This window comes from Herbaspirillum frisingense (assembly GCF_047325095.1).
Taxonomy (GTDB): Bacteria; Pseudomonadota; Gammaproteobacteria; order Burkholderiales; family Burkholderiaceae_D; genus Herbaspirillum; species Herbaspirillum frisingense.
In genome coordinates this window covers 3,768,773-3,784,070 of the sequence record NZ_CP168558.1, presented here as the reverse complement: position 1 = coordinate 3,784,070, position 15,298 = coordinate 3,768,773, and the positions used below count along the sequence as shown (strand labels likewise).

At 63.3% G+C, this 15,298-nt stretch carries 14 protein-coding genes; 11 read left to right on the top strand and 3 right to left on the bottom strand.

Annotated features, from left to right (window positions below; genetic code table 11):
* The first annotated feature begins 219 nt into the window (after positions 1-219).
* Positions 220-1,881, top strand: a complete 1,662-nt coding sequence (locus ACEOAC_RS17480; protein ID WP_413628485.1) for a methyl-accepting chemotaxis protein — start codon at positions 220-222, stop codon at positions 1,879-1,881.
* A gap of 106 nt (positions 1,882-1,987) precedes the next feature.
* On the opposite strand, the gene ACEOAC_RS17475 is transcribed toward ACEOAC_RS17480, so the two are convergent.
* The gene (locus tag ACEOAC_RS17475; protein WP_241811868.1) at positions 1,988-2,785 is read right to left on the bottom strand and encodes a transporter substrate-binding domain-containing protein; all 798 of its coding nucleotides are present in this window, start codon (positions 2,783-2,785) and stop codon (positions 1,988-1,990) included.
* A 397-nt stretch (positions 2,786-3,182) separates the two neighbouring features.
* Here ACEOAC_RS17475 and ACEOAC_RS17470 point away from each other — a divergent pair, with 397 nt between their 5' ends.
* From ACEOAC_RS17470 to ACEOAC_RS17430, 9 genes are all read left to right on the top strand, one after another.
* A complete protein-coding gene (locus ACEOAC_RS17470; RefSeq protein WP_152486647.1) occupies positions 3,183-3,461 on the top strand; it encodes a type II toxin-antitoxin system RelE/ParE family toxin in 279 nt (92 codons plus the stop codon).
* A 9-nt stretch (positions 3,462-3,470) separates the two neighbouring features.
* Entirely contained in the window at positions 3,471-3,776 is a 306-nt protein-coding gene (locus ACEOAC_RS17465; protein ID WP_006462479.1) for a HigA family addiction module antitoxin, read from the top strand.
* A 113-nt stretch (positions 3,777-3,889) separates the two neighbouring features.
* Positions 3,890-6,190 (top strand): nitric-oxide reductase large subunit, encoded by a 2,301-nt coding sequence (locus ACEOAC_RS17460; RefSeq protein ID WP_241811867.1) that lies wholly within the window; start codon positions 3,890-3,892, stop codon positions 6,188-6,190.
* A 22-nt stretch (positions 6,191-6,212) separates the two neighbouring features.
* Positions 6,213-6,662 carry an RrF2 family transcriptional regulator gene (locus ACEOAC_RS17455; protein WP_006462481.1) on the top strand — a complete coding sequence of 150 codons (450 nt, stop codon included), beginning with the start codon at positions 6,213-6,215 and terminating at the stop codon, positions 6,660-6,662.
* 34 nt (positions 6,663-6,696) lie between these two features.
* The gene (locus ACEOAC_RS17450) at positions 6,697-7,044 is read left to right on the top strand and encodes a metal-sulfur cluster assembly factor (protein ID WP_006462482.1); all 348 of its coding nucleotides are present in this window, start codon (positions 6,697-6,699) and stop codon (positions 7,042-7,044) included.
* Position 7,045: 1 nt separating this feature from the next.
* Positions 7,046-8,188: a hypothetical protein gene (locus tag ACEOAC_RS17445; protein WP_241811866.1), complete on the top strand. Its 1,143-nt coding sequence runs from the start codon at positions 7,046-7,048 to the stop codon at positions 8,186-8,188.
* A gap of 141 nt (positions 8,189-8,329) precedes the next feature.
* Positions 8,330-9,826, top strand: coding sequence for a copper-containing nitrite reductase (gene nirK, locus ACEOAC_RS17440; RefSeq protein WP_413444928.1), 1,497 nt, complete (start codon positions 8,330-8,332; stop codon positions 9,824-9,826).
* Between the two features lie 32 nt (positions 9,827-9,858).
* Complete coding sequence (locus ACEOAC_RS17435; protein WP_241812065.1) at positions 9,859-10,653, top strand: formylglycine-generating enzyme family protein; 795 nt, start codon at positions 9,859-9,861, stop codon at positions 10,651-10,653.
* Positions 10,650-11,288 carry an SCO family protein gene (locus tag ACEOAC_RS17430; protein ID WP_241811863.1) on the top strand — a complete coding sequence of 213 codons (639 nt, stop codon included), beginning with the start codon at positions 10,650-10,652 and terminating at the stop codon, positions 11,286-11,288. The genes ACEOAC_RS17435 and ACEOAC_RS17430 overlap by 4 nt, the downstream gene beginning before the upstream one ends.
* 28 nt (positions 11,289-11,316) lie before the next feature.
* Here ACEOAC_RS17430 and ACEOAC_RS17425 read toward each other — a convergent pair whose 3' ends face one another.
* Both ACEOAC_RS17425 and ACEOAC_RS17420 read right to left on the bottom strand, forming a co-directional pair.
* Positions 11,317-12,396, bottom strand: coding sequence for a YjhT family mutarotase (locus tag ACEOAC_RS17425; protein ID WP_413445295.1), 1,080 nt, complete (start codon positions 12,394-12,396; stop codon positions 11,317-11,319).
* 285 nt (positions 12,397-12,681) lie between these two features.
* Positions 12,682-13,881: an aminotransferase class V-fold PLP-dependent enzyme gene (locus ACEOAC_RS17420; RefSeq protein WP_413628484.1), complete on the bottom strand. Its 1,200-nt coding sequence runs from the start codon at positions 13,879-13,881 to the stop codon at positions 12,682-12,684.
* A gap of 345 nt (positions 13,882-14,226) precedes the next feature.
* On the opposite strand from ACEOAC_RS17420, the gene ACEOAC_RS17415 reads away from it, so the two are divergent.
* Positions 14,227-15,165: a LysR family transcriptional regulator gene (locus ACEOAC_RS17415; protein ID WP_077235030.1), complete on the top strand. Its 939-nt coding sequence runs from the start codon at positions 14,227-14,229 to the stop codon at positions 15,163-15,165.
* Positions 15,166-15,298: the final 133 nt, after the last annotated feature.

Sequence of the window (15,298 nt, the reverse complement as noted above, 5' to 3'; positions counted from 1 at the left end):
GTCCGCATCGCGGGCCGGTACTGGTCCTCTGCACTGCGCGCCGCGTCCTGCGGCGCTGCGCTCCCCACTCCCCACTCCCCGCTCTCCACGTTCCTGCCTTCCGCCCCGCCCAGGCTGCGTTCCCGGCCACTGCTGTCGCAGGCAGGTACGTTTCTTGCTGGAAAAATGACAAGCGGCAACCTCGGGGGCGGCCGCATGCACCATTACTGGGGAATCATCATGAAGGTCTTTGGGAACCTGCGTATCGGCAGCCGTCTGGCTGGCGGTTTCGCGCTGGTATTGGCGTTGTCCATCCTGATCATGGGCATTGGCGTCTGGCGCCTGCAGGTGGTCAGCAATGTCACGCAGGACATGGTCAGCCAGTCGGTGCGCAAGGAGCGCCTGATCTCGGGCTGGTATGGCAACCTGCGCGCAGCCATCCTGCGCACCATCGCCATGTCGCGCAGCACCGACCTCACGCTCAACAATTATTTCCTCAACGAGGAACTGGCTTCGGTCAAGGAGAGTGCCGATTTGCAGAAGGAACTGGTGCCGATGTTCGACACCGCCAATGAAAAGGCACTCTACGCCGAGATCGAGGGCATGCAGAAAGATTACAAGGCGATCACCCTGAAGATGATGGACCTCAAGTCCACCGGCGAACAGGACGCTGCCAACAGCGTGCTGATCCAGGAGTTCATGCCGCTGTCCAAGAAATACCAGGTCGCCATGCGCAAGCTGCAGCAGGCCGAGCAGGCCGAGATCGATGACGCGGCCACCAACATCGTCGCGCTGGCCGCGCGCAGTCGCATCCTCTTGATGGTGCTGGAGGCGGCTGCGCTGGTCTTTGGCGTGCTGTGCGCCTGGCTGCTCACGCGCAGCATCGTGCGCCCGCTCAAGCAGGCCGTGGGCCTCTCGCAGCGGGTGGCCGCAGGTGACCTGACGGCACAGATCAGCGTCACCTCACGCGATGAGGTCGGCCAGTTGCTGGCCTCGCTGCAGGACATGAACACGCGCCTGCGCGACCTGGTCGCGCGGGTGCGGCATGGCACCGACGCCATTGCCACGGCATCAGGTGAAATCGCCGAGGGCAACCAGGACCTGTCGGCCCGCACCGAGCAGCAGGCCGGCGCGCTGGAGCAGACCGCCTCGGCCATGGAAGAACTGATTTCCACCGTCCGCTCCAATGCCGACAATGCCCAGCAGGCCAGCCGCCTGGCGGCCTCGGCTGCCGGCATTGCCGGCGAGGGCGGGGTGGTGGTGGGGCGTGTGGTCGATACGATGGACGCGATCAACGGCGCGTCGCGCAAGATCGTGGACATCATCAGCGTGATCGACAGCATTGCCTTCCAGACCAATATCCTGGCCTTGAATGCTGCCGTGGAAGCGGCGCGCGCCGGCGAGCAGGGGCGTGGCTTTGCGGTGGTCGCCTCAGAAGTGCGCAGCCTGGCGCAACGTTCGGCGGCAGCGGCCAAGGAGATCAAGTCACTCATCGACGATTCGGTGGACAAGGTCAGTGCCGGCAGCACGCTGGTGGAACAGGCCGGTGCCACCATGTCGCGCGTGGTCCAGAGCGTGGAGCAGGTCAATGCCATCGTCAACGAGATCAGCGTGGCCAGTACCGAGCAGAGCGAAGGTATCCAGCTGGTCAATGACGCCGTCGCGCAACTGGACGACATGACCCAGCAGAACGCCGCACTGGTGGAACAGGCAGCAGCTGCCGCGGCTTCCATGCGGGGTCAGGCAGGGGAATTGACGGAACTGGTCAGCGTGTTCCGGGTAGAGGGGCAGGCGGTGATCACGCCAGCGGGTGGGGCTGATGAGTCCGACGAGCCTGGCGCTTCTGCCGGAGGTCGCCGGCTTGCCTTGTTCTCCCGTCGTCGGCCGCTGCTGACGGCGTGAGAGATGCTAGCGAGGGTAATGTCGATGATGCAAGGGAGGTAGAACATCGCAGGGCCTGACGGGACGCCCTCATGGTCGTCCCGTCGCCTGCCGTGGCGGCTTGCTCTTACTGGAAGGTCGTTGCCATCTTGGTCGGCAGCGGCACATTGAGCCACTTCTGCACGATGCCATTGAGTTCGCCGCTCTTCTTGGCGGCGGTCAGCACGTCATTGACCTTGGCCAGCAGGGCGGCTTCGCCCTTGTTGAGGCCCACGCTGCAGCTGGACTCGTTGATGATGTACTTGAGCACGGGCTTGTTGTCCGGCGCTTTCTCGGCCAGTGCATAGGCCACGAAGTCACCGGTTCCCACCAGTTGCACCTGGCCCGAGACATAGGCCGAGATCATGGCGTTGTTGTCTTCGTAGCGCTTGATGGTGGCGCTCTTGGGGGCGGTGTCGGTCAGCTGCAGATCCTGGAAGGTGCCACGGGCCACGCCCACGGTCTTGCCGGCCAGGTCGGCCGGGCCGCTGACCTTCACTGCGGCCACGCCGAAGACGCTGTTGTTGTACGGCGCATAGGCTTGCGAGAAATCGATGACCTTTTCACGCTCGGCATTCTTGCCCAGCGTCGAGATGACCAGATCGGCCTTGTGCGTCTGCAGGTAGGCGATGCGATTGGCGCTGGCCACCGGAACCAGCTGCACCTTCACGCCCATTTTCTGCGCGATCAGTTTGGCCACGTCGATGTCCAGCCCTTGCAATTGCAGGTCGGCGTTGACCGAGCCGAAGGGAGCGAAATCCTGCGGCACGGCGATGCGCACGGTGCCCGACTTCTGGATATCGGCCAGTGCGTCGGCGTGGGCGGTATTGACGGCCAGTGACAGCAGGGCCAGGGAAACGGCCAGGGCCGGTTTTGCAAACTTCATGGAAACCCCTTGAAAAATAGATGCGTCTGGAGCTTTCCCAATTGCAATGAGCGTGCCAGACGCTATGGACAGGTAATCGGCCGGAATTGAATCGGTAATCGACCCGGAAGCGGCTGATCGGGGATGATACGCCAGGATGCCCTTCCTGGGCGGGTGTTCATGGGGCATGGAAGGGACGAACTTGGGGCGGGGGTTCACCAAGTTCGGGCTTGTCTCATTGATTGATAATCGACAGATAAGCGACCGCCCAGGGGCGGAAATCCAAAAAATTCCGAATGCCGGATGAAAATGCCCCGCTTTTGCCAGCTGCCTTGCCTGTTCGACTAGGATGGCGCCTGTTCTTTCGCGAAGTTTCTGTTTAACGGAAACTGTTTGGCGGTATAAAATCATCCCAAAAATGATCCTTTCATTTTCTTGCGCAGATACTGAATCTCTGTTCCATAGCTTGCCGGTCAAGCGATTCAGGAATATCGAACGCGTGGCGCGCCGCAAACTTCTGATGATTCACGCTGCTTCTGCATTGTCGGTGCTACAGGTGCCTCCAGGTAATCATCTTGAATCATTGCGCGGAAACCGGAAGGGGCAATACAGCATTCGCATCAGCGGCCAGTGGCGAATTTGTTTTCGTTGGACCGCTGAAGGCGTACACGACGTTGAAATCGTCGATTACCACTAGGAGTGCACGATGACGAAGAAACTGGACGAAATTCATCCAGGTGAAATCCTGCTGGAAGAATTCATCAAGCCCATGGGGATGACGGCGGCGCGCGTGGCGGCCGATATCGACGTGCCGGTGTCGCGTATCAGTGAAATCGTACGTGGCAAGCGGCCTGTCACTGTTGATACGGCGGTACGCCTGGGCGTCTACTTCAGGATGGATCCCAAATTCTGGCTCAACCTGCAGGCCGAATACGATTTGCGGATCGCTCAACGTGAACTGCTGCCGATCATCAAGACTCGTATCCGTCCCATGATGGTGTCCGGTGCGTGAGCCGAACACATCGCTGCCCGCTGCGAGCGGATTTGTTTGATATGCCGCAAGGTTGACGGGCGGGGCGGCTCCTACCATAGATTCATTTGAAATGAACCTTATGGAGGAGGCGCATGAAATCAGTCCACAGGCTCTGGCGTTGGCTGGGGCTTATCTTTGTCCTGTCGTTCGGGATACTGGGTTTTCTCGGCTACCAGATCCATCTGCAGGCGCCGCCCATTCCCAAGACCGTGATGTCGTCCGAGGGCGAGCTGCTCTACACGGGCGAGCAAATCCAGGCCGGGCAACAGGCCTGGCTGTCGGCCGGTGGCCAGCAGATCGGTACCGTCTGGGGCCATGGTGCCTACGTCGCGCCGGACTGGTCGGCTGACTGGCTGCATCGTGAAGCGCTGGCGCTGCGGGAAATATTGCTTGAGCAGCGCGGCGCAGGGCTTGTCGGCACGCAGGCAGCTTCTACATCATCTCCGACGTCTTCATCCACAGCTGCCCTTGATGCAGCAGTGCGCGATGAAATGCGCCATAACGGCTACGATGCGGCCACCCAGGTACTGACCGTCTCCCGCCAGCGGGCACAGGCCATCCAGGCCACGGCGGCGCATTACGAGGGCCTGTTCGGCAGCGACCCGGCGCTGCAGCCGCTGCGCGAACAATACGCCATGGTGGCTGGCAGTCTGCCCGAGGCCAACGATCGCCGGGCGCTGGGCGCGTTCTTTTTCTTGTCTTCCTGGGCTGCTGCGACCGACCGGCCTGGTCAAACCGGTCTTTCCTATACCAGCAACTGGCCGCATGAACCGCTGGTGGGCAACAAGATGAGTGTGTCCGCCGCCATGTGGTCCATGGCCAGCATCGTACTGCTCATTGCCGGGATTGCTGCCATGGTGTGGTTCCATGGTGGCCAGAAGCACGCAGAGCAGAGCGTGTTGCCCAAGGTCGATCCCTTCCTCGATGTGGTGGCCACGCCGTCCATGAAGGCCACGCGCAAATATTTCTTTGCCGTCATCGGCCTGCTCCTGCTGCAGATCGGCATGGGCGCCATCACGGCCCACTATGCGGTGGAAGGCGAAGCCTTCTTCGGCATCCCGCTGGCGCAACTGCTGCCTTATGTTGTCAGTCGCACGGTCCACACACAGGTCGGCATCTTCTGGATCGCCACGGCCTGGCTGGCCACGGGCCTGTATATCGCGCCCTTGCTGTCGGGGCGGGAGCCGCGATTCCAGAAACTTGGTGTCGATGTGCTGTTCTGGGCGCTGATCGCCATCGTGGTCGGCTCGACCGCTACCGGCTGGATCGGCAGCCTGCAGCACGCCGGGGTCGACTTCAGCTTCTGGATCGGCAACCAGGGCCTGGAGTACACCAGCATGGGCCGGGTCTGGCAGATCCTGTTGTTCGTCGGTCTGCTGTTCTGGCTCCTGCTGCTGGGACGCGCGCTGTGGCCGGCCTTGAAGACGCCCTCCGAAAGCCGCGGCCTGATCGCCATGGTGTTCCTGTCGGCTACCTGCATCGGCGGTTTCTACGCCAGTTCCCTGATGTGGGGCCAGCATACCCATTACTCGATGATCGAATACTGGCGCTGGTGGCTGGTCCACCTCTGGGTGGAGGGTTTCTTCGAGGTATTCGCTACCGCGGTGGTCGCCCTGATCTTCACCCGTCTGGGCCTGGTGCAGACCGCCAGCGCCAACCGCGCCATCGTTGCCGAGACCATTGTCTTCCTGTTCGGCGGCATCCTGGGGACCCTGCATCACCTGTACTTCACCGGTACGCCGACCTCGGTGATCGCCGTGGGCGCGGTGTTTTCCGCACTTGAGGTCGTGCCGCTGGCCATGATTGGCCTGGAGGCGGTACAGACCTATCGGCGCGCCCAGGGGGCCGCCTGGATGCGCGCCTACAAGTGGCCCATCCTGTGTTTCGTGGCGGTCGGTTTCTGGAATACCGTAGGCGCCGGCGTGCTCGGTTTCGCCATCAATCCGCCAGCCTCGCTGTACTACGTGCAAGGCCTGAACATGACCCCGGCACATGGCCACGCCGCCCTGTTCGGTGTCTACGGCATGCTGGGCATCGGGCTCATGCTGTTCTGCCTGCGTGGCCTGTATGCACGGGAGCGGCATGCCGATGGGTGGCTCAAGCCCGCCTATCTGTGCCTGAACATCGGCCTGGCAATGATGGTCTTCATGTCCTTGCTGCCGGCCGGCATCTACCAGGCCTGGGCCAGCATCGACCGCGGCATGTGGTTTGCACGCTCACCCGAGGTGCTGCATTCCAGAGTCATGGAAACACTGGTCTGGCTGCGTGTGCCAGGTGACATCGTCTTTGCCGCAGGTGGGCTGATGCTGGCATGCTACGCCATCGGCCTGCTGCGTCGGCCCGGCCGTCATGCTGCCAGGAGCGCTGCGGCGGTCCCCTTGAAAAAAGCTTGAGACATCATCAGGAGCATTGCCCATGAAACTGACCCAGTTCACCGACTACAGCCTGCGCGTGCTGATGTACCTGGCCACGCAACCGGAGCGGCGCGCCACCATCGCCGAGATTGCCACCACCTTCGCCATTTCCGAAAGCCATTTGACCAAGGTCGTGCATTTCCTCGCGCAGCAGGGCTGGCTGGCCACCATCAGGGGCAAGGGCGGTGGAATGAGCCTGGCGGTGCCGCCGGCCGGGATCGTGATCGGCCAGGTCGTACGTGCCACCGAAGGGCCGGCCGTTCCGGCAGAGTGCTTCGGTCCGCATCCGGATCATTGCGTGATCGTCGATGCCTGCCGGCTCAAGGCGGCGCTGCAGAAGGCGGCCCAGGCCTTCTATGCCGTGCTGGATGAATACACCCTGGCCGACATCACACGCAACCGCAACGTATTGCTCCAGCTCCTTCAACTCCCGCCGGTGCGTGCGGCCTGAGGGCCGCTGTCCGGCGTCACCTTTTTCGCTTGCCATGGCTGCCATCACCGATGTTTCCGCTCCATTCCCTTACGACGGTCCGCACGCACTGCAAGGCCCGATACAGCAGGCCCTGACACGCGTGATAGACCCCGAGCTGGCGCTGTCCATCGTCGATGTCGGACTGATCTACAGTGTGCGCGTGGCCGATGGTGTGGCGCATGTCGAGCTGACGATGACCAGCCCGGCCTGTCCTTTGTCGGAGGTCGTGCTCGATGATGCCCGCACAGAGATGCGCAAGGTACTCCCCGCCGGCCATGGGCTGGATATCCAGCTGGTCTGGGAGCCGCCCTGGGAGCCGGCCCGGATGAGCGCCAAGGCACGTCATCTCATGGGGTGGTGAGATGCCCTCCGCGGTCGTGATTGCGCGCTTCAGCGTTGCCATCGCCCTGGTCGGCATGCTGGTGTGCGCGGTATTGGGCGGGCTGTTGCGGGCCGGTTCGCTGCCCCCTTTGCCTTACGGCAGTCAGCTGATCGGGCAAAGCGCCGGCTTGCATGCCGTACTGATGCTGCCGGTCTTTCTGGGGAGCGTCATCGCCATCGAGCGTGCGGTGGCGGTACGTCTTCGGTGGGCATATCTCGCTCCGTTGTGTTGCGTGGCGCAGGGCCTGCTGCTCCTGGCGACCGAGGGCCAGCAGGCCTTCCCCTGGATAACTGCTCTGGGCGGCGCGGCGTCGCTGTGCTTCGTGGCGGTCAGCGCGCTGTTGCTGGCGCGCCAGCCGGCCACGCATACGATGCTGATGTTGATGGCTGCCCTGGCATGGCTTGGCGGGAACGTGGTGCAGGCATCGCAACGCGACGTCAACGTCGCACTGCTTTGGTGGTTCGCCTTCGTGGTGCTGACCATCACGGCGGAACGTCTGGAGATGTCGCGCCTTTTGCCCAGGCACCCGGTATCGCGCCCGCTCTTGCTGTCGGCCCTGCTGTACCTGCTGGCGGCGCTGGTCACGGCACTGGTCGATCTGCGTATCGGACTGCTGCTTTTCGGCATCGCGCTGCTGACGTTGGCAGGGTGGCTCTGCTGCTTCGATGTCGCCCGACGGACTGTGCGGTCGCGGGGCCTGAGTCGTTACATGGCCGTGTGTCTGTTGAGCGGCTATGGCTGGCTGATGGTGTCGGGTCTTGGGTGGATCGGCCTCGGGCTGGAGTGGGGTGTGCATCCCGACGCGGGCCTGCCGCTACGCGATGTCGCGTTGCATGCACTCGGACTGGGTTTCATCTGGAGCATGGTGATGGCGCATGCACCGGTCATCCTGCCGGCGGTTGCCCGCGTGAAGGTGTTGTATGGCCCGTGGTTCTATGGGCCGCTGATGGTCATGCATGCCTCCTTGCTGTTGCGTTGTGGCGGCGGATGGTGGCACGCCGATCTGCTTGCCTCGGGCGCTTCGCTCAACGCAATTGCCATTACCTCGTTTGCACTGACGATGCTGGCCTCAGCATGGGCCTGGCGCTACCGGCACCATGGGGTCACTGCTGATACCGTTTGACCTGCCTCAATCCAATCTCGGTTGCGCGTTCTTAACATAAAGATTCATTCCTAATGAATGTTTATAGGCGCCGACCCTCGACGCCTCACCAAGGAGAACGTCGTGAGATTGAATATCAGGAAAGCGCTCATCCCCGCATTATTGGTACTGGGCCTCGCCGTCACGCTGCCGGCTACGACCGCGACCCCAGCGACCCCAGCGACTCCGGTTGCGGCCAAGCCGGTCCAGGTCGGCAAGTCTGGCAAGACCGGCGACTTCGGGCCGCCGCAGGGTGCACCCATCCGTGCTGTGCTCACCAGCCCACCGGAAGTGCCGCCACCCACCAACCGTAATTACCCGGCCAAGGTGATCGTCGATCTGGAAGTGGTGGAGAAGGAAATGCAGATTTCCGAAGGCGTCTCCTATACCTTCTGGACCTTCGGCGGCACCGTGCCCGGCAGCTTCATCCGCGTGCGCCAGGGCGATACGGTGGAGTTCCATCTCAAGAACCATCCCGACAGCAAGATGCCGCACAACATCGACCTGCACGGCGTGACCGGACCCGGTGGGGGTGCCGCCTCCAGCTTCACCGCGCCGGGTCACGCGTCGCAGTTCAGTTTCAAGGCCCTCAACGAAGGCCTCTATGTCTATCACTGCGCCACCGCGCCGGTGGGCATGCACGTAGCCAATGGCATGTACGGTCTGATCCTGGTCGAGCCTCCGCAGGGCTTGAGCAAGGTCGACCGCGAGTATTACGTCATGCAGGGCGACTTTTACACTACCGGCAAGTATCGCGAGAAGGGCGTGCAGCCGTTCGACATGGAAAAGGCGATCGACGAACGTCCGACCTACGTGCTCTTCAACGGTGCCGAAGGTGCGCTCACCGGCGACAAGGCCATCACCGCCAAGATCAATGAAACCGTGCGTCTGTTCGTCGGCAACGGTGGTCCCAACCTGGTATCCAGTTTCCATGTGATCGGTGCCATCTTCGACAAGGTGCAGTTCGAAGGCGGCTCGCTGGCGCAGAAGAATGTGCAGACCACGCTGATTCCGGCCGGCGGCGCCGCCATCGTCGAGTTCCGTACCAAGGTGCCGGGCAGCTACGTGCTGGTCGATCACTCCATCTTCCGGGCCTTCAACAAGGGCGCCTTGGCCATCCTCAAGGTCAATGGCGCGGAGAACAAGGCCATCTATTCCGGCAAGGAACTGGACTCGGTCTACCTGGGCGACCGTGCCCAGCCCAATCTGGCCGCCGTGACCACGGCCACCGCCAACGCCGCAAGCGGCAAGCTGACGCTGCAGGATCAGGTGCAGGCCGGCAAAGCCCTGTTCGCAGGTACCTGCTCGGTGTGCCACCAGAGCAATGGTGCAGGCTTGCCGGGCGTGTTCCCACCGCTGGCCAAGTCCGACTATCTCACCGGCGGCTATGATCGCGCCATCAAGGCCGTGCTGCACGGGCTCAGCGGCAAGGTGGTGGTCAATGGCACTGCGTACGATTCGGTCATGCCGCCGATGAACCAGCTCAATGACGACGAGATTGCCAACATCCTGACCTACGTGGCCAATGAATGGGGTAATCCCGGTGGGCGCGTTTCCACCGAGGAGGTCAGGAAGCTGCGTGCCAGCAAGCCCGCCGAGGCTGCCAAGGCCGACCATTGAGCCATTCCGTGATCAGTGCGAGGGGGCGCGAGATGATCCGCGTCATCGTAGCGGCCGCCCTGCTGGCTCAGTTCGGCATGCCGGGGCAGGCCCATGCTCAGGGGGACGATTATGTGCGGGTGTCGGCCGGCACGCTGGTCAGCGTACTGGCCGGTGACGCCGACCGCGGGCCGGTCCCGGTGACCGCCTTCGACATGCGCATCCTGCCGGTAAGCCAAGACGCGTTTCGCGCCTTCGTGATCGCGCACCCGCAGTGGCAGCGTGGACAGGCGGTCCGAGCGTTTGTCGACGGTGGCTACCTGAAGGACTGGGCCACGCCGGAGCACCCGATGGAGGGCGCTGCCAGCGCGCGGCCGGTCGTCAACGTCAGCTGGTTCGCGGCGCAGGCCTATTGCGAAGCCGAGGGCGCGCGCCTGCCGACCTGGCAGGAATGGGAATACGTGGCCGCCGCCGATGCCAGTCGCCACGATGCCCGCGCCGATCCGGCGTGGCGCGCCCGCATCCTCAACTGGTATGCCCGCCCGGTCGGCGGCGGGCCTGGCGACGTGGGAGGCGAGGCCAATTTCTATGGTGTACGCGACATGCATGGTCTGATCTGGGAATGGGTGGACGACTTCAACGCCTTGCTGGTCAGCCCTGATAGCCGCTCGGCTGATGACCCCGACAAGCTCCAGTTTTGCGGCGCCGGCGCCATCAACCTGCAGCAACGCGACAACTATGCCGTGCTGATGCGTATCGCACTGCTGTCGTCCCTGGGCGCCGCCGACAGCACCAGTAGCCTGGGCTTTCGCTGTGTACGCCCGATTGCATCCAAGGAGAAGTCATGAAAATCCCAGCATTGCCAGCACTACTGGCGACCATGGCATTCATTGTTGGCGCGCTCACCGGCGGCACAGTGATGGCCGCAGCCCCGGAGGATCATTCCGCGCCAGCCTCTTCACGTCCGCCGGGGACAGTCGCAGCGGCCTTGCCCGGTGATTCGGTGTACCAGCTCGATGCCCGCTTTACCGATCAGGATGGCAGACCGTTCAGCCTGGCGCAAAGGCGCGGCCAGCCGATGCTGGTCGGCATGTTCTACACCTCGTGTGAATTCGTTTGCCCATTGCTGGTGGAGGCGCTGCGTAATACGGAGGCAGGACTCACGGCGCCGGAGCGTGCCAGGCTCAGCGTGCTGCTGATCACCATCGATCCCGTGCGCGACACGGTGGCTGTCCTCAAGCGTACCGCCGGCCAGCGCGAGATTGATTCGCCCCGCTGGACCCTGGCCCGCAGCGACGTCGCCACCACGCGCAAACTGGCGGCGATATTGGGATTGCAGTACCGGGCCCTGCCCAATGGGGATTTCAATCACAGCACTGACCTCATCCTGCTGGATGCAGAGGGGCGTGTAGCGGCCCGCACCAAACAGCTCAGCGGCATCGACCCGGAATTCTTGAGGAAGGTGAAGCTAAGCGCACAGTAGTGTCAGTGGTGGCAGATCGACCGGACGATCAACGCATGATGAGTCGATCCCGCAGCCACAGCGTATCCAGGCAGGGCCGCCCTTCATCACCATCGCCGCCGATGAGGACCAGGCCGTCGCCGACTTCGATGCTGATGCCGTTGGCACGGGGGCAGGGCAGGCTGTCCAGATAATTCCACTGCCGGTCCTGGAGGACGAAGATGTTGGCCAGCCATTTCCTGCGCAGTCCTTCATGGGCGAAATAGTCACCGCGGGCGTAGCGTTCCCAGGCGCCGGCAAAGTGCGTTCCGCCGGCGACCACGGTCATGTTCCCGACGCGGCCGCCGAAGCAGCCACCGAAGCCGTCGTTGACCGGCACCGCGTGCGACGCTTGCCACTGCACGCCGGCGGGGCCCAGCCGGCCATGCTTGATCGTGCTGGCATTCAGGCCGGGTTTGACTTCACCGCCCAGCAGATAGAAATTGGCGCCATCGCGGACCACAGCTGCCTTGCAGTGACCGTGGTGGGGCTGGGTTCCCATGCTGTGCCAGGTCATGGTGAGCAGGTTCAAGGCCCAGGTCTCGGCGTTCCAGTTGAATCTGGCGATGGGCCGGCTCATGTAGCGCACGGTGATGTCCTCGCGATCCCTTTCTTCGGCCGTTTCCTGGTCGCGGTGGAAAGCATCGAACTGCTCCCGATGGTAGCCACCGAAGAACAGCAGGGTGCTTGCATTGACTGCGATGGCAGCGGCGCCACTCAAGCCCACCGGCAAGACCGTGTTCAATTGCTCCCAGCGGTCGCTGGCGTGCAGGTAGCGGTAGGCCGTGTCGAATTGCGTAGTGACGGCAGCCGGTGATGCCTTGCCGAAGCCGCCGAACACGTAGACTGCATCGCCAGCGGCAATGACGACTGCGCAGCGCGGTGGCGGCCCGGGGAAATCGGCGCAGCGTTCCCAGTGATGGCCGGGAAGGGACAGGTCCAGGCAATACCAGCGATGACCCGCGCTGCCCAGGCCGGCATAGATGGTCTGGCCCACCCGCGCACCGCCGCCGTCCACGCACTCGCCCGGCAGGGCCGGCAGGTGCGTGGTGATGATCTGGTGGAGACGAGGAGGGGGCTGGGTGGGCATGGATTCTGTTTCATGGACATGTCATCGGAATGCCGGATGCAAGGTAAAAGTGCTCACCTCCCCGGTCAATGAGAAAAGTCCTAAAAATCGAATCCGTGTGCGTGCTTGTGAAAATGGAAACGCCCCCGTCGTTGGCCGTCTGGGCGCGATGGCGTTGATCGTGAGTGATCCGTATGGAGCGCGAAAGCTCAGGCCGGGAGCGATCTCAGGCCTGGAGCGATACTCGAGAGGCAGGTCGGGGAAGAGGGAGGCAAGCGCGCCAGTGCCACGTCAGGCCGGGCCGCGTCAGGCCGGCAGCGCCGCGGCAAGCTCGCAGGACAGCACCTGGCGCACGGCGGCGACGACGTAATCGATCTCCGCTTCGGTGGTGCCGCGTCCCAGTGAGAAGCGCACCGCATTGCGTGCCACTTCCGGCGAACGGCCGATGGCCAGCAACACGAAAGAAGGTGCGGAGGCAGCCGAGTTGCAGGCCGAACCGGCCGATACCGCGATGCCCAGCAACTGGCTGGCCAGCGTGCCATAGCGGGTGGGCGGGAAGCTCACGTTCAGGTTGTGGGGTACGCGCTGCTCGGCGCTGCCATTGAGCTGCACGCCAGGCAAGTCTGCCAGCCCCGCCCACAGGCGATCGCGCAGGCTGCGGATGCGGCGGCCTTCTTCCTGCAGCAACTGGCCGGCCAGGGCGAAGGCTTCGCCCATGCCGACGATCTGGTGCGTGGCCAGGGTGCCGGAACGCATGCCGTTTTCATGACCACCGCCATCGATCTGGGCTTCCAGCTTCAGGTCCGGATTGGTGCGCACGTAGAGCGCGCCTATGCCCTTGGGGCCATACACCTTGTGCGCGGAGAAGGACATCAGGTCCACCGGCAGCTGCGCCAGGTCGATGGCGATCTTGCCGGCGGCCTGCACCGCATCGACGTGGAATACCACGCCGCGTTCGGCGCAGAGGCGACCCAGTTCGGCGATGGGCTGGATCACGCCGATCTCGTTGTTGACGTACATGACCGAGGCCAGCAGCGTGTCGTCGCGCAGGGCGGCGCGGAACTGCTCCGGGGTGATCAGGCCATCGGCGCCAGGCTGCAGATAGCTGACCTCGAAGCCGGCCTTCTCCAGGGTGTGCATGGTATCGAGCACTGCCTTGTGCTCGGTCGCCACGGTGATCAGGTGCTTGCCGCGTCCACGTGCGCGCAGGGTATGGGCGCACCCCTTCAGGGCCAGGTTGTTGGATTCGGTGGCACCGGAGGTCCAGATGATTTCATTGGCCTGCGCACCCACCAGAGCAGCCACTTGCGCCCGCGCATGATCCACGGCGCGCCGCGCCTCCCAGCCGAAGGGATGGGAGCTGCTGGCGGCATTGCCGAACTTGTCGGTGAGGAAATCGCACATCACCCGCGCCACCTGCGGATCGACCGGCGTGGTCGCGCCATAGTCAAGGTAGATGGGGAATTGCAGATCGGCCGGCGGGCGACAGGGGGCAGGGGCGTTCATGTGGGCGTGGTCGGACTAATCGGAATAATCGGAAGCTCGGGGTTGATCCAGCCGTGCGGCCGGCACATCGTATCCATACGTCATGGGTCATACGTTAGCGCGCCTGGCCACGCCGGGAAAAGGACTTTGAAGGTATTTGTATATACGCTTTACGGTTTTTCCTGGCGGCAATGCCGTGGCAGCAAGCGCAATGGCGCCAGCGGCGGCCCTGATTCCCTCGAATTCCAGGTCAAGCAACGCCGGCATGCATTTGCTTATACAAAATTATTATACTGAAATAGAATACAGACAAACCTATAATTCGAAAATCATATGCAAGCACTTTGATCAAGGAAAGCGATTTCGATGGACCTGAACCAGCTGGAGGCATTTGCGGCGGTAATGACCCTGGGTAGTGTGACCGGCGCCGGTCGCAGCCTGGGGCGTTCGCAGCCGGCCGTCAGCAAGGCCGTCGGTGATCTGGAGGCCGAGCTGGGCTATGCCCTGTTCGACCGCAACGGCCCGCGGGTCACCCCCACCGCCAAGGCCTTCCTGCTCTATGAAGAAGTGGAGCGCTCGCTGGTGGGCCTGCGCAGCATCCGCGAACGTGCCCAGGAAATCGCCCGGGAAGAAGTCCATCCCCTGCACCTGGTAGCGACTCCCGCGCTGGCCTCGACCATTGCGCCGGCCGCCCTGCAGTTGCTGGCCAGCGACAAGGGGCGTGCCTTTCCCGAACACGTCCATCTACGCAGCGCGTCGGCCGAGCAGGTGGTGCATGCCGTCCTGCACCGTACCGTGAGCCTGGGGCTGACGTCCTTGCCGGTGGCCCATCGCGGACTGGACCTGCACTGGATTGGCGAGGCGCCCTGCGTGGCGGTGGTGCGCGCCGACCATCCCCTGGCCGGGCGCGACAAGCTGACCCGCGCCGCCCTGCGCGGGCAGCGCGTCATCACCATGTCCAATCGCTACCGCCTGCGCCAACGCGTGGAGAGCGCCCTGGGCGAAGACAGCCAGCTGGACGTGGCCATCGATACCAACACTTCCTTCAACGCCATCATGGCCGCCCGCGCCGGGCTGGGGGTGGCGCTGGTGGAGCCGGCCACGGCCTATGGCATGCCCATCGAGGGGATGGTGGTCAAGCGGCTGGCGGTGGACATCCCTTTTTACTTTGGTGTGGTCACGCCCTATGGCAAGCCGGTCGAGGGCATGACCCAGAGCCTGATCGATGCGGTGGAGCAGGCCGCACGCCACACCCTGCAGGGCTTCGTCAAGCGTGACGCCAGCCTGCACGATGAATTGTTATAAATGATTTGCAGTTTTTGCGGTGATGCAGGGCAGTAGTAGCAACGAGAAGCAAGCAACAGCGGCGTCAACCGGGAAGGGTGCCGCATCACAAGAACCCGAAACGAGACGATCGACGGCAAACTACCGTGCCGGC

Excerpts from the sequence above, each read along its gene's own strand:
- ACEOAC_RS17425 (WP_413445295.1), bottom strand. The coding sequence starts at position 12,396 with ATGCCCACCCAGCCCCCTCCTCGTCTCCACCAGATCATCACCACGCAC.
- ACEOAC_RS17455 (WP_006462481.1), top strand. The coding sequence starts at position 6,213 with ATGAAACTGACCCAGTTCACCGACTACAGCCTGCGCGTGCTGATGTAC.
- ACEOAC_RS17460 (WP_241811867.1), top strand. The coding sequence starts at position 3,890 with ATGAAATCAGTCCACAGGCTCTGGCGTTGGCTGGGGCTTATCTTTGTC.
- ACEOAC_RS17435 (WP_241812065.1), top strand. The coding sequence starts at position 9,859 with ATGATCCGCGTCATCGTAGCGGCCGCCCTGCTGGCTCAGTTCGGCATG.
- ACEOAC_RS17445 (WP_241811866.1), top strand. The coding sequence starts at position 7,046 with ATGCCCTCCGCGGTCGTGATTGCGCGCTTCAGCGTTGCCATCGCCCTG.
- ACEOAC_RS17415 (WP_077235030.1), top strand. The coding sequence starts at position 14,227 with ATGGACCTGAACCAGCTGGAGGCATTTGCGGCGGTAATGACCCTGGGT.
- ACEOAC_RS17450 (WP_006462482.1), top strand. The coding sequence starts at position 6,697 with ATGGCTGCCATCACCGATGTTTCCGCTCCATTCCCTTACGACGGTCCG.
- ACEOAC_RS17430 (WP_241811863.1), top strand. The coding sequence starts at position 10,650 with ATGAAAATCCCAGCATTGCCAGCACTACTGGCGACCATGGCATTCATT.
- ACEOAC_RS17475 (WP_241811868.1), bottom strand. The coding sequence starts at position 2,785 with ATGAAGTTTGCAAAACCGGCCCTGGCCGTTTCCCTGGCCCTGCTGTCA.
- ACEOAC_RS17480 (WP_413628485.1), top strand. The coding sequence starts at position 220 with ATGAAGGTCTTTGGGAACCTGCGTATCGGCAGCCGTCTGGCTGGCGGT.
- ACEOAC_RS17470 (WP_152486647.1), top strand. The coding sequence starts at position 3,183 with ATGATCCTTTCATTTTCTTGCGCAGATACTGAATCTCTGTTCCATAGC.
- ACEOAC_RS17465 (WP_006462479.1), top strand. The coding sequence starts at position 3,471 with ATGACGAAGAAACTGGACGAAATTCATCCAGGTGAAATCCTGCTGGAA.
- ACEOAC_RS17420 (WP_413628484.1), bottom strand. The coding sequence starts at position 13,881 with ATGAACGCCCCTGCCCCCTGTCGCCCGCCGGCCGATCTGCAATTCCCC.